The 22,680-nt window shown below is 60.6% G+C and carries 18 protein-coding genes; 13 read left to right on the top strand and 5 right to left on the bottom strand.

Annotated features, from left to right (window positions below):
* Positions 1-130: 130 nt before the first annotated feature.
* A complete protein-coding gene (locus E8M77_RS14610) occupies positions 131-1,411 on the bottom strand; it encodes a CmpA/NrtA family ABC transporter substrate-binding protein (protein WP_170975889.1) in 1,281 nt (426 codons plus the stop codon).
* A gap of 40 nt (positions 1,412-1,451) precedes the next feature.
* Positions 1,452-2,039, bottom strand: coding sequence for an ANTAR domain-containing response regulator (locus E8M77_RS14615; RefSeq protein ID WP_137131761.1), 588 nt, complete (start codon positions 2,037-2,039; stop codon positions 1,452-1,454).
* Between the two features lie 198 nt (positions 2,040-2,237).
* On the opposite strand from E8M77_RS14615, the gene E8M77_RS14620 reads away from it, so the two are divergent.
* From E8M77_RS14620 to E8M77_RS14635, 4 genes are all read left to right on the top strand, one after another.
* Positions 2,238-3,278, top strand: a complete 1,041-nt coding sequence (locus E8M77_RS14620; protein ID WP_137131377.1) for a LacI family DNA-binding transcriptional regulator — start codon at positions 2,238-2,240, stop codon at positions 3,276-3,278.
* Positions 3,279-3,537: 259 nt separating this feature from the next.
* Positions 3,538-4,461, top strand: coding sequence for a nucleoside hydrolase (locus E8M77_RS14625; protein ID WP_137131762.1), 924 nt, complete (start codon positions 3,538-3,540; stop codon positions 4,459-4,461).
* A complete protein-coding gene (locus tag E8M77_RS14630) occupies positions 4,458-6,245 on the top strand; it encodes an adenine deaminase C-terminal domain-containing protein (RefSeq protein WP_137131378.1) in 1,788 nt (595 codons plus the stop codon). The genes E8M77_RS14625 and E8M77_RS14630 overlap by 4 nt, the downstream gene beginning before the upstream one ends.
* Before the next feature lie 159 nt (positions 6,246-6,404).
* Complete coding sequence (locus E8M77_RS14635) at positions 6,405-6,770, top strand: hypothetical protein (RefSeq protein WP_137131379.1); 366 nt, start codon at positions 6,405-6,407, stop codon at positions 6,768-6,770.
* Positions 6,771-6,798: 28 nt separating this feature from the next.
* On the opposite strand, the gene E8M77_RS14640 is transcribed toward E8M77_RS14635, so the two are convergent.
* A complete protein-coding gene (locus E8M77_RS14640; protein WP_137131380.1) occupies positions 6,799-7,554 on the bottom strand; it encodes a response regulator in 756 nt (251 codons plus the stop codon).
* A 126-nt stretch (positions 7,555-7,680) separates the two neighbouring features.
* On the opposite strand from E8M77_RS14640, the gene E8M77_RS14645 reads away from it, so the two are divergent.
* Both E8M77_RS14645 and E8M77_RS14650 read left to right on the top strand, forming a co-directional pair.
* On the top strand, positions 7,681-8,433 hold the full coding sequence (locus E8M77_RS14645; RefSeq protein ID WP_246659271.1) for a helix-turn-helix domain-containing protein: 753 nt from the start codon (positions 7,681-7,683) through the stop codon (positions 8,431-8,433).
* Positions 8,434-8,465: 32 nt separating this feature from the next.
* Positions 8,466-10,373 (top strand): PAS domain S-box protein, encoded by a 1,908-nt coding sequence (locus tag E8M77_RS14650; RefSeq protein ID WP_137131381.1) that lies wholly within the window; start codon positions 8,466-8,468, stop codon positions 10,371-10,373.
* A gap of 25 nt (positions 10,374-10,398) precedes the next feature.
* Here E8M77_RS14650 and E8M77_RS14655 read toward each other — a convergent pair whose 3' ends face one another.
* Both E8M77_RS14655 and E8M77_RS14660 read right to left on the bottom strand, forming a co-directional pair.
* Complete coding sequence (locus E8M77_RS14655) at positions 10,399-12,594, bottom strand: EAL domain-containing protein (protein WP_137131382.1); 2,196 nt, start codon at positions 12,592-12,594, stop codon at positions 10,399-10,401.
* A gap of 97 nt (positions 12,595-12,691) precedes the next feature.
* Positions 12,692-14,464, bottom strand: coding sequence for an ABC transporter ATP-binding protein/permease (locus E8M77_RS14660; RefSeq protein WP_137131383.1), 1,773 nt, complete (start codon positions 14,462-14,464; stop codon positions 12,692-12,694).
* 305 nt (positions 14,465-14,769) lie between these two features.
* Between E8M77_RS14660 and E8M77_RS14665 the strand changes: the two genes are divergently transcribed.
* From E8M77_RS14665 to E8M77_RS14695, 7 genes are all read left to right on the top strand, one after another.
* A complete protein-coding gene (locus tag E8M77_RS14665; protein WP_137131384.1) occupies positions 14,770-16,383 on the top strand; it encodes an AMP-binding protein in 1,614 nt (537 codons plus the stop codon).
* Positions 16,384-16,562: 179 nt separating this feature from the next.
* Positions 16,563-17,699, top strand: a complete 1,137-nt coding sequence (locus E8M77_RS14670) for an ABC transporter substrate-binding protein (RefSeq protein WP_137131385.1) — start codon at positions 16,563-16,565, stop codon at positions 17,697-17,699.
* A 9-nt stretch (positions 17,700-17,708) separates the two neighbouring features.
* Positions 17,709-18,629 (top strand): branched-chain amino acid ABC transporter permease, encoded by a 921-nt coding sequence (locus E8M77_RS14675; RefSeq protein ID WP_137131386.1) that lies wholly within the window; start codon positions 17,709-17,711, stop codon positions 18,627-18,629.
* A 13-nt stretch (positions 18,630-18,642) separates the two neighbouring features.
* Complete coding sequence (locus E8M77_RS14680) at positions 18,643-19,614, top strand: branched-chain amino acid ABC transporter permease (protein ID WP_137131387.1); 972 nt, start codon at positions 18,643-18,645, stop codon at positions 19,612-19,614.
* Complete coding sequence (locus tag E8M77_RS14685; RefSeq protein ID WP_137131388.1) at positions 19,607-20,356, top strand: ABC transporter ATP-binding protein; 750 nt, start codon at positions 19,607-19,609, stop codon at positions 20,354-20,356. Before E8M77_RS14680 ends, E8M77_RS14685 begins: the two co-directional genes overlap by 8 nt.
* On the top strand, positions 20,353-21,039 hold the full coding sequence (locus E8M77_RS14690) for an ABC transporter ATP-binding protein (RefSeq protein WP_170975906.1): 687 nt from the start codon (positions 20,353-20,355) through the stop codon (positions 21,037-21,039). The genes E8M77_RS14685 and E8M77_RS14690 overlap by 4 nt, the downstream gene beginning before the upstream one ends.
* Before the next feature lie 116 nt (positions 21,040-21,155).
* Positions 21,156-22,637, top strand: coding sequence for a PbsX family transcriptional regulator (locus E8M77_RS14695; protein ID WP_137131390.1), 1,482 nt, complete (start codon positions 21,156-21,158; stop codon positions 22,635-22,637).
* Positions 22,638-22,680: the final 43 nt, after the last annotated feature.

A 22,680-nucleotide genomic window follows, 5' to 3' on the forward strand; every position in this document is an offset into this window, starting at 1 on the left:
TGTTTCCATTGCGCAATCCTGGAAAATTTGGTCTTTTCTCTGCACAGTTGCTTTTGCTGTGTTGCCGCAAGTTTAGGCGTGTCGCTGTGGAATGGGCGAAAGACATGCCAATTTCAAAGGCAGGCCGTGCTCAGGTTTCATCCGGAGCCGGCGCCAAGGCAAGGCCGGCATGTACCGGAAAGCCCGCCACATAGTCCGACAACCGTGTCGGATCGAACACATATCCGTCCATGAAGCGGTCGTCATCGTCTGCGCCTTCGATGCGCAAATCTCCGTCGTCCGGCATATCGGCAAGGGAGAGGGCGGCGCGATAAAGATCCGGTCGGTAGGCGGATGCCGCAGCCTTTGCGCCGGCTTCTGACGCGTGTGCCTGTCCCCAGCGGATCATCTGGGAATAGATCCACAGTGCCTTGGACGGGCGCGGATAGTTGGCATGATCTTCGTGGAAGGTGAAATAGCGGTCGATCACGCGCCGATTGCCACGTGCATCGAGGTTGAACTCGCCGGACAGGACATGGCGGATAATGTGCACGGGGGCTGCGATATAGCGTTGCTCGGCCAGCAGCTGCGCCAGCGCATCGTGGTTTTCCGGCCGGTCGCACCAGCGCGCGGCGGCATCCAGCGCAACGATGAGGCGCGAAACGGTGTCCGGATGGCGTTCGGCCCAGTCCGGTCGCATGCCGATCACCTTTTCAGGTGCGGACGGCCAGATATCCTGCTTGGCCGCGACAATGCGCCCGACGCCGCGTTCGGAGGCGACCATGTTCCAGGGCGCCCCGACGCAAAAACCGTCAATGGCGCCGGCGGCCAGGGCATCGGAGGTGAGCGGCGGCGGCACCACCACCAGTTTCACATCGCGATCCGGATCGATGCCGCCGGCTGCCAGCCAGTAGCGGAACTCATAATTGTGCGAGGAAAACGGATAGGTCATGCCCAATGTCGGCGCCGGTTCACCGGCCTCGCGCATGGCATTCAACACAAGGGCGAGCGCTCGCGCGTTTTCGAGCGCGGTCCCGGTTTCGGCAAGGCCTGCCACGTCCTGCATGCGGGCAAACAGCCGTGTGGACAGCGTGATGGCATTGCCGCCGCGGCCAAGCGAAAAGGGCGTGATGGTGGGAGACGGGTTGGAGCCGAGACCGAGCATGGAGGCCACTGGCATGGGCGACAGCATATGCGCGATGTCGAACTGGCGAAAGGCCAGCCGGTCGCGCACATTGGCCCAGGATACGTCTTTTACGAGGTCCAGCGTCAGGCCCTCGCGGGCGGCAAAGCCGAATTCGGCAGCCGCAATCAGGATGGAAGCATCGACCAGCGGGATGAAGCCGGCACGCAGCAGCTTTGGTCCTTCACCTGCCACACGGGCGGGTGCGGACAAGGGGCCACCCGTCTCTGCTGTCGCCATCATATCCACTCCTGTCCTCTCCGGCCTGCCGCATATGCACTCTTGCGCATCACATCAGCAGCCCTGCAGCCGTGACCACGCTCTGGGCGATCTCGGACATCTTCTTTTTTTCATTCATGGCCGTCTGGCGCAGCAGTCCGAAGGCATCTTCCTCAGACAGGCCGCGCATTTTCATCAAAATGCCCTTGGCGCGTTCGATGACCTTGCGGTCTTCCAGCGCCGAGCGCGCATCCGCCAGTTCCCGTTGCAGGCGGCTGAAGGCATTGAAGCGCGACACCGTCATGTCGAGGATCGGCTTTACCCGCTCCTTCTTCAGTCCGTCGACGATATAGGCGGATACGCCCGCCTCGACAGCGGCTTCGATCGAGGCGGTATCGGAGCGATCGACGAACATGGCAATCGGGCGCGATACGGCGCGCGTCAACTGGAACAGGTGTTCCATCATGTCGCGATTGGGATTTTCGATATCGATGATGATGACATCCGGCCGTAGCGTGTCGATGATGCGTGCCACGCCATTCACCTCGTGAATGACGGTCACCCGGTGATGCCCGGCCTCGCGCAAGCCTTCCTCGATGATGGAGGCGCGGATTGCGTTCTCATCGAGGACAAGGATGGTGAGGTCACTGTGCAGCATGCGGCTACTGATGCCGCAGTGCAAAACGCTTGGCAAGCCAGTCGCCTAAAATTCATGCAAATTAAGTATCTGCTTAAGATTTGTCTCTGCTGCCCTCCTGCCACGGGTGCTGCATAAAATCGTACTTTTATGGCGGTGCTCTCGACAGGCCGTTATTTTACCATTATCGCTTAAACGATTAATCAATCTTGGCCTGCCATGAAGCCTGAAAAACCCAAATTGGCGCTGCTTGCCGGTGCCCTCGGCGTATCGGTCGCCACCGTTTCCAATGCCCTGTCCGGCAAGGGGCGTGTGTCGCCGGAACTGGCCGAGCGCATCCGCGCCAAGGCCGATATGCTGGGCTATGTGCCGAGTGTCGCCGGGCGCGCCCTGCGCACCGGGCGCAGCGGCGTCATCGGCCTGGTTCTGCCGGATATCGGCAATCCGCTGTTTCCGCAAATCGCCCAGGCCATCGAGCAGGCGGCATCCATGCGCGGTTATGGCGTGCTGATCGGCGATTCGCGCGGCGAGGTCGATGGCCAGACCCAGGCGATTGCCCGGCTGATCGATCGTGGTGTCGATGGAATGGTGGTCATTCCCCGGCGCGGTACGCGGGTCTCCGACATCGGCTGTCCTGTGGCCGTGATCGATTCCCCCTCGACGCCCGGCAATACGGTCTCTGCTGATCACTGGGATGGTGGGCGCCAGATGGGCGCGCATCTCGCAAGCCTTGGCCATCGTCGGGTTCTACTGGTCGGCACAAGTCCGCTCTCCAATGTCCAGGCGGACCGCATTGGAGGGTTGAAGGAAGGTCTCGGTGATGGAAGCATCACCGAGACCGTCTGGATCGAAAAGCTCGAAGCGAACCTCGGCCCCGGCTGTCCGCTCGGTCTCGTCGCGCGCGTCGCGCAAGGGTTCACTGCGATTGCGACCCTGTCGGATCTGACGGCGCTTCGGGCGCTGACGGAATTGCAGGTGGCCGGCATTGCTGTGCCGGCTGCGGCAAGCGTGACCGGGTTTGACGACCTAGTCTGGGCTTCCGTCGTCACGCCGGGGATTACAACGATGCGCCTGAATGCAACGGAGGTGGCGCAACTGGCCGTGACCGCGCTGACGCAAGCGATCGAGGCCATACCGCGTGGCGAGCTGTCACCTTTAGGCACCGTCATGGCTGCGCGCGAGTGCGTTCCGATGCAGCTGGTCATCCGCCAGTCATCCGGCCCCGCCGTGCAACCATCCGATCAGGGACAGCCCTCATGAGCGCTCAACGCTTCGTCCTTGTCGCCTTTGTCCGTGGTCGCATTTCCGCCTTGCTCAAGCTATTTAAGAGGATGCAGACACACAGATCTCCCGTCATTGCCGGTTCTGCCTCACTGCGAGGCTACTTGAGCATACCCCGGTCCATCCCCTCAGCGGCGGGATTGTCCGGGTTGCCGCGCGCGGTTTTCCTGGTTTCAGATCCTTTCCAGGATGTCGCGTGCGGCGCATCTCTTTGTCTTTCATCCGGGAGGCCGTGCTGATGGCCGTGTGGATCGATAGCGACATCGGTTTCGATGACATCGCGGCCATTCTTGTGGCTTGCCATGCAGGCGATCCGATCTCTGGCCTCTCGCTCGTGTTTGGCAATGCGCCGCTGGCGCAGGTTGAAGAGAATGCCGCCGGTGCGGCGCATGCCTTCGGCTGGACATTTCCGGTCTATCGTGGCCGCGCGCTGCCCGTGCTGGGTGTTCTGGAAACCGCGCAGGGCATTCTGGGCGATCACGGAATGCCGACGGCGGGCCAGCGCCTGCCGCAGGTACACGCTGAGATGCAGGCGGAAACGGCCTTTGATGCCCTCTGCCGCTTTCTAACAGCTGATGGTCCTCACCGTATCCTGGCGCTTGGTCCTCTCACCAATCTGGCGGCGCTTTGCCTTGCCCGCCCGGATCTTGCCGCCCGCATCGATGAGCTGGTCTGGATGGGCGGCGGTGTCACCAGCGGCAATCACACCGCCTCTGCCGAATTCAATGCGCTGGCCGATCCGGAAGCTGTTGCCATCGTCATCGTCCATGGCCTGCCCTTGCGCATGGTTGATCTTGACCTCTGCCGCAAGGTTCTTGCCACGCCCGCCGATGTCGAGCCGGTGCGGGCTGCCGGTGGGCGCAATGCGGACCTGATCGCCGATCTTCTCTCCGGTTTCATCGATATCGCCATCCAGCGCGGTCGCCACGCCATGTCGCTCTATGATGCGGTTGCCGCCGTTTGTTTCGTGCGCGAAGATCTCGTCACCTGGCGCGAGGCGCGGCTCGATGTGGAATTGCAGGGCCTGCACACGCGTGGCCGCACCGTGGTGGAAACGCGCAGCGGCCGCCAACCTTTCAACGCCTCCTATGCCGTCGATATCGATGTGGAGGCCGCCCGCCGCCTCATTCTCGACAGCCTCAGAAACGAAGCATCCCGATGACCCGTCCCTTTGAGCTATTCGATATCAACCTGCCGGAATTGCGCCATCGTGCGGTGCAGGCGGCACGCGGCGATGTTGCCTTCGACGTGCTGTTGCGTGGCGGCACAGTGGTGGACGTGGTGACCGGTGAATTGCGGCTTGCCGATATCGGGCTTGTTGGGCCGATGATCGCTAGCGTCCATGCGCCGGGTTCGCGCGCTGACAGCGCGACCATCATCAATGCCAGCGGCGCCTTCATCGCACCGGGTCTTATCGATACGCATATGCATATCGAAAGCTCTATGGTCACTCCTTCGGCCTATGCGCAGGCTGTCGTGCCGCGCGGTGTCACTACCGTCGTCTGGGACCCGCATGAATTCGGCAATGTGCTGGGAATTGCGGGCGTCAACTGGGCCGCCGATGCGGCAATCGATCTGGCGCTGCGCGTCATCCTGCTTGCACCCTCCTCGGTGCCGTCGGCGCCGGGCCTTGAAATGGCCGGTGCCGATTTCGGGCCGCAGGAACTGGCCGAGCTTCTGGCGCGGCCGGATATTGCCGGCATTGCCGAAATGATGAACATGCGCGGCATCATCGAAGGCGATGCGCGCATGGAAGGCATTATCCAGGCGGGGCTCGAGACGCAGAAGCTGATCTGCGGCCATGCTCGCGGTCTCTCGGGTGCCGATCTTCAGGCTTTTATCGCGGCGGGCGTGACATCCGATCACGAACTGGTCTCGGCCGATGACCTGATGGAAAAGCTGCGCGCTGGCCTCACCATCGAGCTTCGCGGCAGCCATGACCATCTTCTGCCCGAATTTGTCGAAGCGCTGAACCGGCTTGGCCATCTGCCGCAAACGGTGACGCTGTGTACTGACGATGTCTTCCCCGACGATCTTTACGCCGCCGGCGGTCTCGACGATGTGGTGCGCCGCCTTGTCGGCTATGGCATGCGACCGGAATGGGCGCTGCAGGCCGCTACGATCAACGCAGCACGCCGGCTTGGTCGTCCCGATCTCGGCGTGATCGCGCCCGGTCGCCGGGCGGATCTTGTGCTGTTTGAAGACCTGTCCAGTTTCGAGGCGCGGCGCGTCTTCGTCTCGGGCCGCGAAGTGGCAGCCGGCGGTGCGCTCCTGTCGCCGCCGTCCGCCACCGACACGCTCGTTCTGACCGAAACGATGAAGCTCGAGCCGCTGACCTCTGCCGATTTCCAGGTTTTCGCCGGTGGTTCCGCCGTTCAGGTCGCAACCATCGACCGGCCGCGCTTCACGCAATGGGGCGAGGCAACGGCAGAGGTCGTGGATGGTGTCGTAGTGCCGCCGCCAGATGCGACGCTGATTGCGGTTGCGCATCGCCACGGTCTGGCCGATGCAAGGCCGCGTGTCGGCTTCCTCACCGGCTGGGGAGAGTGGCGCGGTGCTTTCGCCACCACTGTCTCGCATGACAGCCATAACCTCACAGTTTTTGGCCGTGACCCCGAAGACATGGCAGCGGCTGCCAATGCAGTGATTGCCGCAGGCGGCGGTCTCGCCGTTGCGGCGGGCGGCGAAGTGAAGGCGCTTCTGGCCCTGCCGCTCGCCGGCCTCGTTTCCGATATGGGCGTGGCCGAAGTGGCGCAGGGCTTTGCCGGCATTCGCGAGGCTATGGACGGCATCATCGACTGGCAACCGCCTTACCTGGTGTTCAAGGCCTGTTTTGGTGCAACGCTTGCCTGCAATGCCGGACCGCATCAGACGGATCGCGGTATTGCCGATGTATCGACCGGCCAGTTGCTGGAAACACCTGTTCTGTCGAAGCTTGCCGGGTAGGAAACGTCCCTGCATTTTTCGTCGGTAAATTTGTCGCGGTTGATTCTGCGCAAAGTCTGACATCGGTTTTGCGGCTAGATCTTCTCTTCGATGAATTGCGCAAGGATATGGGGGATGTCCCTGCGCCAGGGGAAGGGGAAGCCCTCCGAAGGAAGGCCAATGAGTTCCGCTTATCAGGTGTCCGATATGACGGTTGCCCAGGTCGATCGCGCCTATCCGCTGGTCGATGCGTCTGAGGTGATTTCAGATCTGCCGCATTGGCGAGGCTTTTGTCGCCGCATCATCAAGGCCAATGGTGATGGCAATACCACCGAACGCCTGCTGGTCTGTGTCAATACTCTTGGCTATCTGAAGGGCGTGTGCCTGGCGATCTTTCGCCAGAGCGAGAACGGCCCCATTCTGGATGTTCCGCTGCATGTGGTGGCAACCGTTCTGGATGAAGAGGGCGTGCGGGAGGCCCTTCGGGATCGGTTGCAGGCTCTGGCTGCCATGGCCGGATGTGCCGAAATGCATCTGCCGGCGTGATATCATTCAGGCATGAAGGGTGCGCGTTTCAGGCGCCGCGTGCCTCAGCCGTGCCTGATTGGCCTGCTTCGCCGGTGAAGATGTAACCCACGCCGCGCACTGAACGGATGAAGGTTGGATGCGCCGGATCGCTCTCGATCTTCTTGCGCAACCTGGCAATCTGCGCATCGATGGCGCGGTCAAAGGCCTCCAATTGCCGGCCACGCGTCTGGTCCATCAGCATTTCGCGTGTCAGAACCCGGCCGGCATTGCGGACCATGACCGCCAGCATGTCGAATTCGCCCGTGGTCAGTTCAATTTCCTGATCGTCCGGGTTGAGCAGCCGGCGCCGGCTGATCTCCAGGCGCCAGCCATCGAAAGCCAGAACCTGGCCCAGATCCTGTTGCGGTGTTTCAACTGGCCGGCGGCGGCGCAGGATGCTGCGCACGCGGGCCAGCACCTCGCGCAGGTGGAAGGGCTTGGGGATGTAATCATCGGCGCCGACCTCCAGCCCGATAATGCGATCCACCACGTCGTCGCGACCGGTCAGCATGACGATCGGCACGTCCGATGTCGTGCGCACTTCGCGTGCCAGGGCAAGGCCGTCTTCGCTATTGGGCAGCACGAGATCCAGCAGGATCAGGTCGACGACATGATCGGCAAGCGCCCGGCGCATGGATGCGCCATCGGCCGCGCCAATCACCACAAAGCCCTCGTCCTCGAAATACCGGCTGACCATTTGGCGGATGCGGGGATCGTCATCCACAATAAGGATTCGGTCCGACCGCCGTTCGAGCTTCGTCATTCCACTAACCAGACTGCAAAATGCGCTGTTACAAACTGTTACACGATTCAACCGACCGTAACATGCCCGGCATCCTTCTGTCACCGCCAACCGCCATAGTTTGGACACCAAGACAGAGGGACGCACATGCTTTCGACAGCTCACACCGCACATTCCGCTTTCGCCCCCATGGCGACGATGAAGCCGCAACTGACGACGCTGGACGAACTGTTTTCCACTGTCCCCCGCGAAAGCCTGGATATAGGCGAAGGCCTGTTCTGGCAGGGCGATCGCGCTCAGCACATCTTCGAGATCAGCGAAGGAGTCTTGAGAATTTTCAAGATCATCGGCGATGGTCGCCGGGTCATTACCGGTTTTCTCTATGCGGGAGACATGGTCGGCCTGTCGCTGAAGGACGTCTATATCTACAGCGCCGAAGCGGTTACACCAGTCAAGGTTCGCCGCGTCACCAAGAAGAACTTTCGCGATGCGCTGGAAAATTCCCCCGAGCTTCGCCCGCAGCTTTTCGCGCTGATGTGTGACGAAATGGCTGCCGCACAGGACCAGATGGTGCTTCTGTCGCGCAAGAGTGCCGAGGAACGCGTTTGCAGCTTCCTGTTGCTGATTGCAAAGCGCATGCATGGCGATCAGCAGATCGGCCGTTCCGTCCAGCTCCCGATGAGTCGGCAGGATATGGCCGACTATCTCGGCCTGACCATCGAGACGGTGTCGCGCACCATCACCAAGTTGGTCACACGCGGTGTTATCAGCCCGAATGGCCGTCACGCATTTGATATCGCAAAGCCCGGAAAACTGCTTGCGCTGTGTGGCGACGGCGATAGTTATGAGGATGCCGGCGAGCGCGCCGTAAAGACGAGACAGGCTGTCTGGCCGCATTGATGGATCGCCCGCGGGGGTACCAAGAGGATTTGATGGACGAGAAGACCAATCGCGGCGCGCAGACTTCCGAACTGGTTCGTCTTTTGTCTCTTCTCGACCCGGTCAATGTCATTGCCCATGATGGCAGTGGCATGATCTGCCACTGGAGTTCCGGCAGCCGCGACCTGTTCGGCTGGACTGCCGAAGAGGTGGAGGGCGAGGATTTCATTCGCCTGCTCGCCCCGATGCCCTCGCTGTCGATCGATGAGATCGTCACGCGGATCCAGGCAGATGGAGCGTGGAAGGCCAATCTCGAATATCGCCACAAGGATGGCCATAGGATCTCGGTGCTCAGCCGCTGGGTTTTGTCAGAGATGAACGGGCGTCCCCTGATTGTGCAGCTGAACGAGGATTTCCGCGCCGCAGCGACCGTGCAGGAAAGCCTTGCGGTGCGTGAGGCGCATTTCCGCTCGATCCTGCAGACCGTTCCGGAAGCCATGGTGGTGATCGACGAAACGGGCATCATTACGTCCTTCTCCTCGACCGCCGAAGACCTCTTCGGTTATGAGGCCGCAGAGGTCGAGGGTCGCAACGTCAGCATTCTGATGCCGTCGCCGGACCGCGACAGTCACGATGACTACATCCGTAACTATATGACCACCGGCCAGCGCCGCATCATCGGCCTTGGCCGTGTGGTGAAGGGGTTGCGCAAGGATCGCAGCACGTTTCCGATGGAGCTTGCGGTCGGCGAGGCGGTCTCCAACGGCAAGCGCATCTTTACCGGCTTCATCCGTGACCTGACCAGCCGCCACAAGATCGAGGAAGAACTGCGCCAGGCCCAGAAGATGGAGGCCATCGGCCAGCTGACCGGCGGTCTGGCGCATGATTTCAACAATCTTCTCACCATTATCAGCGGCAATCTCGAAATGCTCGAGATGAAGGTACATGATCCCAAGGCGCAGGTCCTGTTGAAGGAAGCGCAAGGAGCAACCGATGATGGCGCAAAGCTGACGGGGCAATTGCTTGCCTTCGGTCGTCGCCAGCCGCTCAATCCGCGCATGACCGATCTTGGCCAGATGATCTCGAATTTCTCCGAGCTGATCCGCCGCACAATCGGCGACCGCATCGAGTTGCGCACCGTCATTCGCGGTGGCGGAAACGAGGTTCTGGTCGATGGACCGCAATTGCAGAACGCGCTTTTGAACCTGACGCTCAATGCGCGTGATGCCATGCCGCACGGTGGCCAGCTGACGATAGAGGTCAGCCGCGTGCATCTCGATTTCGATTATGCGCAGATGTATCCGCAATTGCGGGCCGGCGACTATGTGCTGGTGGCTGTGACCGATACCGGCAGCGGCATGACCGATGAGGTGAAAACCCGCGCTTTTGAACCCTTCTTCACCACCAAAACGATGGGCGCTGGCACCGGGCTCGGCCTCAGCATGGTCTATGGTTTCGTGCGCCAGTCAGGCGGCCATATCCAGATCTACAGCGAGACGGGGCAGGGAACCAGCATACGCCTGTTCCTGCCGGCCGTGACCGGGATTGCCGGCGGCGCAGGCGGTGATGACCGGATGGCACCCCGCGCGGAGATCCCCGGCGGCACGGAAACCATCCTCGTGGTGGAGGACGATCCGCGCGTGCGCCGGGTTGCCGTGGCGCGGTTGGAAAGCTCCGGCTACAGCGTTCATCAGGCCGGCAATGGGCTGGAGGCGCTCGACGTGCTGGATGCGCATCCCGAGGTGGCGCTCTTGTTTACCGATATTGCCATGCCCGGCATGTCTGGCGATCAGCTGGCCAAGGTCGTGCGCGAACGGCGGCCGGATATCCGTATCCTTTTTACCTCCGGTTATGCCGAACCGGACATTGCCGGCAAGCAGCTGGCGGCGGATGGCAGCTGGCTTAAAAAGCCCTATACGGCACGCGAGTTGGCTGTGCAGTTGCGGCTGCTTCTCGATTGACCGGAGGGAGATGGTGCCGCCTGCTTCAGGTGGAGCGGCGGCGGGTTCTCTTTTGCCCTGCAACCGGTTTGCGGCTGGACAGCATGTTGCGGATATCATCCGCCGGCATGGCCTTGCCGAACAGATAGCCCTGGCCGAAATCGCAGCCCATCAGGCGCAGTGCGATCTGCTGTTCCATCGTCTCGATGCCTTCGGCAATGATGCTGAGGCCGAGATCCTTGCTCAGCATGATGAGGGCGCGGGTGATCGAGGCATCGCGCTGGCGCGTCATCAGGTCGCGTACGAAGCTGCGGTCGATCTTCAGCGTGGTGATCGGATAGCGTTGCAGTGATCCGAGCGAGGCATAGCCAGTGCCGAAATCATCAAAGGCGACCCCGATGCCGAGTGCGCGCAGCTCGTTGATCAGGTCCAGTGAGCGATCTTCATCCTGCAACGTGGCCGTTTCGGTAATTTCCAGCTCCAGCCAGCGCGGATCGACCGCGTGCAGGCGGCATAGGTCCGACACTTCGCGGGCCAGATCGCTGCCGCGCATTTGCGATGGGAAGAGGTTGATGCCCATCTTGACCGGCACAAGACCGGCTTGCGTCCATTCGCCCAACTGGCGGATGGCCTCGCCGAGGACCCAGAGGCCGACATCGAGGCTGAGCGCGCTCTGTTCCAGTGCGGGGAGAAAGTCTCCCGGCATGATCAGGCCCTTTTGCGGGTGGTGCCAGCGGATAAGGGCTTCGATGCCGCTCACTTCGCCGGTTTCCAGAAGAACTTGCGGTTGATAATGCAGCACGAACTGGTGTTCGTGCAAGGCGCTCAACAGCTCGTCGCGTGCGACGCGACGCTGCTGGTCGGCAAGCTCCACCTGTCCATCATAGCTGCTGATCGTGCGGCCGCCGGCCTTGCGGGCATTCCATAGGGCAAAATCGGCATTGGCCAGCAATTGCTGGCCATCCTGCTGTGTGTCGCTGGTGGCGTGGCCGATGCTGGCGCTGAGCTTCAGCCGATGGCCGGCAATCTGGAAAGGTGTGTCCAGGGCGTCAAACACGGCCTGAACCAGCGCATCGCGCTTTGCGGCCTCTAGCGGGGTATCGACAAAGGCCCCAAACAGGGTTTCGCCCATGCGTGAAATGACGCTGTTCTTGGGTAGAACCATTGGCAGGCGGACGGAAATATTCTGCAGCAGGCTGTCGCAAACCTCCTGACCCAGACGATCGCCGATCTCGCTGAAATCGTCGAGTTCGATCAGCAGCAGGCTGATGCGGCTTTCTGTCAGGCATGCGTCATGCAGAAGTTCTTCGAAGCGGTGCCGATTGTGCAGGCCCGTCAGCGTGTCGTGATTGGCAAGCCGCAGCAGTTGCGCATCGCGTTCGCGGCGCGCCGAGACATCCTTGATGATGGCGCCGATGCAGTGCTGCGCATCATCCCCCCAGTTCGACAGCGTGATCTCGATCGGCACTTCGGTGCCATTGCGCCGGCGGGCCGTTACCTCGACGCTCTTGCCGGTCAGGCTCGGCGCATCCGGATTGCCTGTCCGGGCAAAACTATCCTTATGCGCCTCATGAAAGCGCTTCGGAATGATCATCTCGACATTCTGGCCGACGAACTCGGCATGGCTGTAGCCGAACAGGTTGCACATCGCGGCGTTGATGAACTGGATGCATCCGCTTTTATCGACGGCAACCATGGCAAGGTCGCTCGCATTGACGAAATCGACGGCGATGTTGGCCTGGAATTGCAGACGACGGTAATCCATCCGCTCGATCACCAGCCGCGCCATGAAGGCCAAATTCGCACATTCTTCTTCAGAAAACGCGGCGCGCGGTGTTTCGTCGGCGATGCAAAGCGCGCCGATCCGCTCCCCGTTTGCCGTGATCAGCGGTGCACCGGCATAAAACCGGATGAAGGGTGCAGCGGTCACAGGTGGCAGATCGCGCATCCGCTCGTCTTGATGCGTATCGAGAATGACGAGAATGCTCGAGGTTTGGATTGAGAAATTGCAAAGCGAACTGTGTCTGTCGCCGCTGGTCAAATGGCGCCCTGCAGCAGACTTGATCCAGCATTTATTGGCATCGACCAGGGACACGTAGGCCATGTCGCTTGAGAATAAATGGGCGGCAAGTTCACAGATGGAAGCAAAACCATCTTCCTTCTCCGGCCCGCTCATGCGGTATGGGACCAGAGCTTCACAGCGACGGTCTTCCGCATGTTGATCGAAAAAGCTGTGTGCCATGTCTGCTTCCGGCGAACCAATAGTCTCCCATGCCTAGCATTCAAATCGTTAGAAAACGAATAACAAAACGCAAAGTTGTCGCTAAGACCCCCCTTTATTAGGGGGCTTGCGTATGAAGCGGGGAGAGATGCACGGGTCGTGGAGAAAGTGACAGGAATGCCTCGGAACGGCCAATATAGATGATTGCCGTTGCTTTCATTTCGTCCAAAATTGTTGTGATCTGCTTCTGGGTTTCGGGATCCAGCGTTTCAAGAGCATCATCGATGATGATCCACTTGGGCTTGATGAGCAGGGCATGGGCAAGCCTCAGCCGCGCCTGGTCCTCTTCTTCCAGCGCGCGTTCCCAGCGGTCACGGGCATCCAACCGGTCGGCCAGCCGCTCAAGACCAACATGTTCCAGCGCTGCCATCAGCTGGGTGTCGCCATAGGCTGTCACGGCATGCGGATAGGTGATCACTTCGCGCAGGCTGGTATCGGGAAAATAACCTTTCTGGGGAATGAACAGCATTTCGCCGGGCGGCGGCAGGCGGATCTCGCCTTCGCCCCATTGCCATAGACCCGCCATGGCTAGAAACAGCAGATGCCGGTTGGCGCGCGGATCACCATTCACCATCACGCGCTCGCCCATCTCTATGACGGTTTCGCCGGCAAGCCGCAGCCCCCGCTCGGCACTGGAGCCTGTGGGCGGCGGCGAGAGGACGAGATCGCGGATCACCATCCGGTCTTCGTCGTTCAATGTCACGTTGAGGGCGGAGGGTGCATCGCTCGTCTGGTCCATGTCCTGCAATGCGCGACGGAAGACGGACACGCGGTAGAGTGCTGCCTTCCAGTCAGCGATCGGCCGGAAATTGTCGACATACCAGCGCAGTGCTGTGTTGACCTGGTTGAAGGCGCCAACCGCCATCATCAGCCCGCCGAAGGTCAGGCTGCCGCTGAAATAGACCGGTGCTGCAATCAGGATCGGTGCAATCGTCGTCAGCCAGCCGAAGCCGGCCGAGACCCAGGTGAGATTGGTATAGGCCAGCGCCAGCCGCCGGATGATTTTAAGCACTTCCGTGATGGACAGCTGGATGCGCCGGCGCTCGCTCTCTTCGCCATTGGTCACCGTGATTGCCATCAGGTTCTCGTTGGTGTGCATCAACGAAAAGCGCAGTTCGGCTTCCTTGGAATAGCGCTCGGTATTGAGGCCGGGCAACCGGCGTCCGACCAGCTTGCTGAGCGCAGAGGCCGTGGCGGCATAGATGAGGGCGGCCCAGACCATATATCCGGGAATGGCGATTTCCCGGCCTTCTATGGTGAAGGCGAAATCGGCGGAAATAATCCACAGCACGCCGATGAAGCTGGCAAGCAGAATGGTGGAATTGACGAGGCCGATGGCAAGCGTCGTCGTCAATTCCGCCAGGTTGCGGGCATCCTCATGCAGCCGCTGGTCCGGATTGATGCCGATCTTGCCGATATTGGCGAGCTTCAGCGCCCGGCGCGGCATCATCCACTGATCGACCAGATCGCGTGCCAGGCCCTCGCGCATGTAAAGCGCTGTCATCTGGTTCAGCCAGGCCTGGATGACGTTGAGGACCAGAAGGGCACCGGCGATGATAAAGAAGACCTGCAACTGCTCCAGGAAGGCCGGCAGGTCGCGCTGTTCCAGGGCGTTGTAGAAAGGCGTGTTCCAGTGGTTAAGGCGGTACTGCCCGTAGACCGTCGACAGGATGACGGTCAGCAGCGCAATTGTCAGCAGCAGCACCCGGTTGCGCACCTTCGTGGCCCAGAAAGCGCCAGCCATGACCTTGAGCTGGGCGCCAAAGCCAAACTCGGCACTATCGATCTCGAACTCGGAGGTCTGTTGGTTGGAAAGGTCGGTCTGGGCCATCTGATAATCCATGCTGCGCGGCGGGCGAGAGTGGTCTGTCTGCCGTCGCTTCATACCTACACGACAATTCTAAAGCGATGACTTCTCTTCCTGCCAGCCCCCACAGGTTGTTGTCCGCATCGGCGCGGTGGTGGCCATTGTTTTGCGATGAGTATCAAAAATTATTACAAACTTAAAATTTCTGTCTTGCATGTCGGTGTTTCTGATGCAATTCTTTGCCCATAAGAGGCGGAAACAGCCTCACCAAAAGTGCTTTCGCGGGAGAGGAAACCCACGGCATGCACTCGTAAAATAGGGGACTGACGATGCTGGGACCGACCAGTCACGTGGATACGTTTGCCCGCGATAATCTTCCGCCGTTCGAGGAATGGCCGGAGCTTCTGATGGATGGTTTTGACTATCCGGATTATCTGAACGCTGCAGTCGAGCTGACCGACCGTATGGTCGAAAAGGGTTTTGGCGATCATACGGCGCTGATCGGCAATGGGCGCCGGCGCACCTACAAGGAACTGTCCGACTGGACCAACCGCATCGCGCTGGCGCTGGTGGAAGATTACGGTCTGAAGCCCGGCAACCGGGTGTTGATCCGCTCCGCCAACAATCCGGCCATGGTCGCCTGCTGGCTTGCCGCCACCAAGGCCGGTGCCGTGGTGGTCAATACCATGCCGATGCTGCGGGCCGGCGAACTGGCAAAGACCATCGACAAGGCCGAAATCTCGCTGGCGCTCTGCGACACGCGGCTGATGGACGAGCTGGTGGCGGTTGCCAAGCAAAGCCCTTTCCTGAAGCAGGTCATCGGCTTTGATGGCACGGCCAATCACGATGCCGAACTGGATCGCGCGGCCCTCAACAAGCCGGTGCGTTTCGAGGCGATCAGGACCGGTCGTGATGATGTGGCGCTGCTCGGCTTTACCTCTGGCTCCACCGGGATTGCCAAGGCCACCATGCATTTCCACCGCGATCTGCTGATGATCGCCGATGCCTATGCCAAAGAAGTGCTCGCGGTTACCGAGAATGACGTGTTCGTCGGCTCGCCGCCGCTTGCCTTCACATTCGGGCTTGGCGGGCTTGCCATCTTTCCCTTGCGCTTTGGTGCGGCGGCCACGCTTCTGGAAAATGCCACGCCGCCGAAAATGATGGAGATCATCGAGACCTACAAGGCGACGATCTGCTTCACGGCTCCCACCGCCTACCGCGCCATGCTGGCGGCTATGGCAGACGGCAAGGCCGATCTTTCATCGCTGCGCATTGCCGTGTCTGCCGGCGAGACCCTGCCGGGACCCGTCTTCGAGGAATGGACGCAAAAGACCGGCAAGCCCATTCTCGATGGCATTGGCGCAACGGAAATGCTGCATATCTTCATTTCCAACCGCTTGGGCGAGGCGAAGCCCACCTGCACCGGCCGGCCGCTGACCGGCTATCAGGCGAAAATCGTCGATGAGGCTATGAACGAGGTGCCGCGCGGCACAATCGGGCGGCTTGCGGTCAAGGGGCCTATCGGCTGCCGCTACATGGCCGATAGCCGCCAGAAGGAATATGTGCGCGATGGCTGGAACCTGACTGGCGACAGCTTTACCCAGGATGAAGACGGTTTCTTCCATTTTGCTGCCCGCTCCGACGACATGATCGTGTCTGCCGGCTACAATATTGCCGGACCGGAGGTGGAGGCTGCTTTGTTGAAGCACGATGCGGTGCTGGAATGCGCCGTCATCGGCGTTGCGGACGAAGAGCGCGGTCATATCGTGCAGGCGCATGTGGTGCTGGCCGATCCGTCGAGCGCCTCCGATGCAATGGCGAAGCTTCTACAGGATCACGTCAAGGCAATCATCGCGCCTTACAAATATCCGCGCTCGATCATCTTTGCAGAGACACTGCCGAAAACGGAATCCGGCAAGATCCAGCGGTTCCGGCTGAAATGAAATCAGACGGCCGCGGGGTGCTTGTCTGCCTGCAAGCAGCTGTGGATGTTTCGTTTCACTTGTGAAAATCTGCCGGTGCATCGTTAAGATCGCAATCGAACACGTGTGGCGGTTGGGGATAAAAGCCCGCCACAACAAGAACAATCACTGGAACATCAGCAAAAACGGGAGTGCATGACATGAAGACCATTCTGAAGGCTGCAACCTTGGCGCTCGCTCTGGGCTCTTCTTCGCTTGCCATGGCCGAACCGATCAAGATCGGCCTCATCACCACGCTGTCGGGCGGCGGCGCTGGCCTCGGCGTCGATACGCGCGATGGCTTCATGCTGGCCATCAAGCAGTCCGGCAACAAGGATATCACCGTCATTACCGAGGATGATGCCCAGAAGCCGGAACTGGCCGTGCAGATCGCCGACAAGATGATCCAGAGCGACCAGGTGGATATCCTGACCGGTATCGTCTGGTCGAACCTTTTGATGGCGGTGGTGCCCGGCGTCGTGGCGCAGGAAAAGCTCTACATTTCCACCAATGCCGCACCGGCGGCGCTGGCCGGAGAGAAATGCGATCCGCTCTATTTCAACGCCGCCTACCAGAACGACAATCTTCATGAGGCCATGGGCGAATATGCCAACAAGGTCTACAAGAAGATGTTCATCATGGCCCCCAACTATCCGGCGGGCAAGGATTCGCTGACCGGCTTCAAGCGCTACTTCAAGGGCGATGTCAGCAAGGAAATCTACACTCAGGTTGGCCAGACGGATTATGCAGCTGAAATCGCCCAGATCCGCGCCTCGGGTGCCGACGGCGTATTTGCCTTCCTGCCCGGCGGCATGGGCATCGCCTTCATGAAGCAATATGCTCAATCGGGCGTGAAGATCCCCGTCATCGGCCCCGGCTTCTCGTTCAGCCAGGACGTTCTGCCGGCCATCGGTGATGCTGCACTCGGTGCCAAGGCATCCGGCCAATGGGCCAAGGATCTCGACAATGCGGCAAACAAAAAGTTCGTGCCGGCCTTCCAGGCTGAATATGGCCGCCTGCCATCCATCTATGCCGTGCAGGCCTATGATGCGGGTCAGCTGATTGTCGCTGCCGCTGCCAAGGCCAGCATCAAGGATACGGCAGCCTTTGCTGCGGAATTGAAGAAGGCCGATATCCAGTCGCCGCGCGGAAAGTTCAAGTTCAACACCAATCGTCATCCGATCCAGGATATCTATGTGACCGAAGTGGTGAAGGACAATGGTGTGCTGACCAACAAGATCGTCGAGAAGATCTTCACCGATCACGGCGATGCCTATGCAAAAGACTGCAAGAAGTAAGGACGCCTCGTGACCTTTGCTCTGGCAATCGAGCAGTTGCTGAACGGGGTTCAGCTCGGCGTCATGCTGTTTCTGATGGCGGCCGGGCTGACGCTGATCTTCGGCGTCATGGGCCTGATCAATCTGGCCCATGGCTCGCTCTACATGGTCGGCGCCTTTGCCTGCGCAAGCGTGGCGGCCTGGACCGGTTCCTTCTGGCTCGGCGTCATCGCAAGCCTTGCGGCGGCGGCGGCTGCCGGTGCCATCATCGAGATCACGGTGATCCGCAGGCTTTACGATCGCGATCATCTGGACCAGGTGCTGGCCACTTTCGCGCTGATCCTCATCTTTTCAGAAGGTACGCGCTGGCTGTTCGGCTCGTTTCCGCTCTATCTCGATATTCCAGCCGCCCTGCAAGGGGCAATGGAACTGCCGGGCGGCGCGCAATATCCGGTCTATCGTCTGGCGATCATCGTTACCGGCGCGCTGGTAGCCCTCGGGCTCTATCTTTTGATCTCCAAGACGCGGCTTGGCATGCGCATCCGGGCCGGCGAAAGCGACCGCGAGATGATTGCAGCGCTCGGCGTCGATATCCGCACGCTCTATACGCTGGTCTTTGCGCTGGGGGCAGCCCTTGCCGGGCTTGCCGGTGCCATGGTTGGCGCGCTGCAATCGGTGCAGGTCGGCATGGGGGAACCGGTGCTGATTCTGGCCTTCGTCGTCATCATCATCGGCGGCATCGGCTCCATCAAGGGTGCACTCATCGGCGCTCTGCTGGTCGGCGTTGTCGACACGATGGGACGCTTCCTGTTGCCGCAGGTGTTTGCGCTTGTCGTGCCGCCGGCCCAGGCTGGCCTGATCGGCGGGTCGCTTGCCTCCATGCTCATCTATATCCTGATGGCGATCATCCTGGCGGTCAAACCGCGCGGGCTGTTCCCGGCGCAGGCATGAGGATCAACCCATCATGAAGCGCGAAACCATCATCAACCTTGTTCTGGCCGCTCTGTTGCTGGCGGTGCCCTTCATCGCGCAGGCCATGGGCCAGACCTTCACCATTACGCTTGCCACCCGCATCGCCATCCTGGCGCTGGCGGCAACCGGGCTCAATATTGCGCTCGGGCTTGGCGGGCTTGTGTCTTTCGGCCATGCCGCCTTCTTCGGTGTCGGCGGTTATGTGGCCGGCATTCTGTCTGCCCATGCCTTTTCCGGCGAACCAATGGTGTTGGGTTTTGAAGGCACGCGCCAGATGCTCATCGTCTGGCTGGTCGCCATCACAGCTGCCGGTCTGCTTGGGCTTTTGATCGGCGTCATCAGCCTGCGCACCTCCGGCGTCTACTTCATCATGATCACGCTCGCCTTTGCGCAGATGGTCTACTACTTCGCCATTTCCTGGCCGGCCTATGGTGGCGAGGACGGGCTATCGATTGCCGTGCGCAACCAGTTTCCCGGCGTCAACAGCATGCGGCCGCTGAACTTCTTTCTCATCTGCTATGGCGTGCTGATCGTCGGGCTGGTGCTTTCGGCGCTGATCAAGGCTTCGCGCTTCGGCGCGGCCCTGCAGGCGGTGCGGCAAAACGAAGTGCGCGTCGCCTCGATCGGCATTTCGCCGATGCCGATCCGCCTGACGGCTTTCGTCATTTCGGCCATGCTGACGGCTGTGGCAGGCGCGCTGTTTGCCGATCTCAACCGCTTTGTCAGCCCCTCCATGCTCTCCTGGCACATGTCGGGCGAACTGATCGTGCTGATTATTCTGGGCGGCACGGGGCGGTTGATGGGACCGGTGGCCGGTGCTGCCCTATACGTGATCCTCGAATATCTGCTCGGTGGCTTGACCGAGCGATGGCAGTTCTTCCTCGGCCTCATTCTTCTCGGCACGGTTCTTTTTGCCCGCGGTGGCGTGATCGGGCTTCTGGCCGGAAAGGTGCGTCATGGCTGATCCCATTTTGTCCATCCGTGATCTGCACAAGAGCTTCGGCGCGCTGAAGGCGACCGATGGCGTGTCGATAGATCTTTATCCCGGCGAAATCCATGCGCTGATCGGCCCGAACGGGGCCGGCAAGTCTACGCTCATCCACCAGATCTGCGGCACGCTGCGGCAAAATTCCGGCAAGATCAGCTTGGTTGGCCGCGATATCAGCCATCTGCCGGTGGCCGAGCGCGCACGTCTGGGGCTTGGGCGCACGTTCCAGATCTCGTCGCTTGCCGGCGAGTTTTCGGCGCTGCGCAATGTCATGCTGGCGGTGCAGGCGGGCCAGGGCTCCAGCTTCCGCTTCTTCAAGCCGGTCATGCAGGATGCGTCGCTGAGGGATGAGGCCATGGCCAAGCTCGAGCGCGTCGGGCTTGGGGGCCGCGCCGATGTGCCGGCCTCCGAACTGTCGCATGGCGAAAAGCGCCAGCTGGAGATTGCCATTGCGCTGGCGCTCAATGTGAAGGCCTTCCTGCTCGATGAACCGATGGCCGGCATGGGGCCGGAAGGCTCCAAGGTGCTGACCGGTTTTCTCCACAGCCTGCGCCAGGAAGCGCCGATCCTTCTGGTGGAACACGATATGGACGCCGTTTTTGCGCTGGCCGACCGCATCTCGGTTCTGGTCTATGGCCGGGTGATTGCCTCGGGAACGGTCGCTGAAATCCGCAATGATCCGGCCGTGCGACAAGCCTATCTGGGAGATCACGCCTGATGCTGCTCGATGTTCAGGATATCACCACCTTTTACGGCGGCAGCCAGGCCCTGTTTGGCGTGGAATTTCGCATGGCCGAGGGTGAGGTCGTGGCGCTGATGGGCCGCAACGGCATGGGAAAATCGACGACGATCAAATCGATCTGCAACCTGATGCCGCCGCGATCCGGCCGCATCTTCTTCGATGGCAAGGAAACCCTGCGCCAGCCACCGCATAAGGTGGCCCGGCTTGGCGTGGGCCTGGTGCCGGAAGGGCGGCGCTGTTTTCCCAATCTGAGCGTCTATGAAAATCTGGTGGCGGCTGCACGTCCCGGTCGCTGGACGCTGGAACGCGTCAACGATCTCTTCCCACGGCTTGCCGAACGGCGCGACCAGATGGCCCGCTCGCTGTCTGGCGGCGAACAGCAGATGCTGGCGGTCGGGCGTGCACTGATGACCAATCCGCGCCTGCTGATCCTTGATGAGGCAACCGAGGGCCTCGCACCGGTCATCCGCCAGGATATCTGGCGGGCCATCCGCACGCTGAAGGATGACGGGTTGTCGATCCTCGTCGTGGACAAGACATTGTCGGAACTGCTACCGGTCGCAGACCGCTGCGTCGTGCTCGAAAATGGTCGCACGGTCTGGGCCGGTACACCCGATACGCTGTCTGCCGAGCTGCAGGATCGCTATCTGGGTATCTGAACAGGCTCATCCTACCTATTGGCGAAATTTATCATATGACTTCCTCCGAACGTGTATTATAGATTTCCGTAGCGCCAGCTGCGGTTGCGCTGGCGTGCTTCATGGGAGGAGAAATCATGAGCAAGCGATTGAGAAGGATGCCGTGCCTGGCTGCTGCACTGCTGGCAGGCTTTGTCGCCTATGGGCCGGCGGTAGAGGCGCAGACGGATCTGCTGCGGCAGGCGATTGTGGAAAATGATGGCTGGGCGGCTGGCACCGATGGCGGTGCCAAGGCAGCCGAGGCCAATATCTATGTGGTCACCAATCGCGCCGAACTGGTTCAGGCATTGCAGGCGGGCGGAAATCCCAGTCTGCCAAAGATTATCCAGGTGAAGGGTGTGGTGAACCTGTCTGCCGACGATGCCGGTAAGGAATTGACGGAAAAGGACTATGCCGATCCTGCCTATGACGTGGACGCCTATCGCAAGGCCTATGCGCCTTCGGTCTGGAACGTCAAGCTGACGGACAAGAAGCGGCCGGAGCGGGAGTTGACCGGGCCTCTGGAAGAGGCGCGCAAGCGGTCTGCAGACATGCAGAAAGCCCGTATGGTCATCAAGATCACCTCCAACACGACGCTGATCGGTATCGGTACCGACGCAAAGATCATCAAGGGCAGTCTGGTGATCGGCGAGGGCACGGAAAACGTCATCATCCGCAACATTACCTTTGAGGATGCTTTCGATTATTTCCCGACCTGGGACCCGGGCGATTCCTGGAAGGTCGATACAAGTTATCCCGGTTGTCAGGAGAGTTTTGTCGATGCCGCAACCGGACCGCAGCTTTGCCCCGGTGGTCGCTGGAATTCCGACTATGACAATATCTCGATCAGTGGCGGCAAACGGGTGTGGATCGACCATTGCACCTTCACCGATGGCGATCGTCCCGACAAGCTGTTCCCGCCCGTCTATCCCTTCCCGCACAATATGGTGGAGCAGAAGGTGCAGCATCACGATGGCCAGGTGGATATCACCAATGGTGCCGATCTGGTGACGCTGACCTACAACCACTTCCAGGGCCACGACAAGACATCGCTGATCGGTGGCAGCGACAGCCGTGTCGAGGATGCGGGCAAATTGAACGTGACCTACCGCGCCAACTGGTTTGACAATGCCGGCCAGCGCCTGCCGCGCGTGCGCTTCGGCAAGGTGCACAGCTATAACAACTATGTTTCCGGCGTGGCCGCCGTGCCGTTGAAGGGCGTGACGGACCTGCGGGAAAAGCATGAACTGGCGTTGAAGAACATGGGCGATGCGCCGATCTTCCGCAGCGCATTTGGCGTGGGCAAGGAATCGGCCATCTATTCAGAAGCCAATGTCTTCGACATCCAGAATGGCGATATCGCTGATGTTGTCACGGTGCAGGGCGGTACGCGCTTCTTTGACCAGGGTTCTGTGGTGAATGGTGCACCGGCCGATTTCGCCAGCCTGCTCAACAAGGATCCGAAGAAGCCGATCTCTGACGATCTGGGCTGGAAGCCCTCGCTGTATGGCAAGCCGCCTATCCCGGCTGCCGAGGTGCCGGCCTATGTGAAGGCCAATGCCGGCGCCGGCAAGCTATAGCAAGACCAGCGCCCCGGTCGCGTATCGGGGCGCTGTCTTTTTG

The sequence above is a fragment of the Rhizobium sp. FY34 genome, from assembly GCF_005222845.1.
Classification (GTDB): Bacteria; Pseudomonadota; Alphaproteobacteria; order Rhizobiales; family Rhizobiaceae; genus Neorhizobium.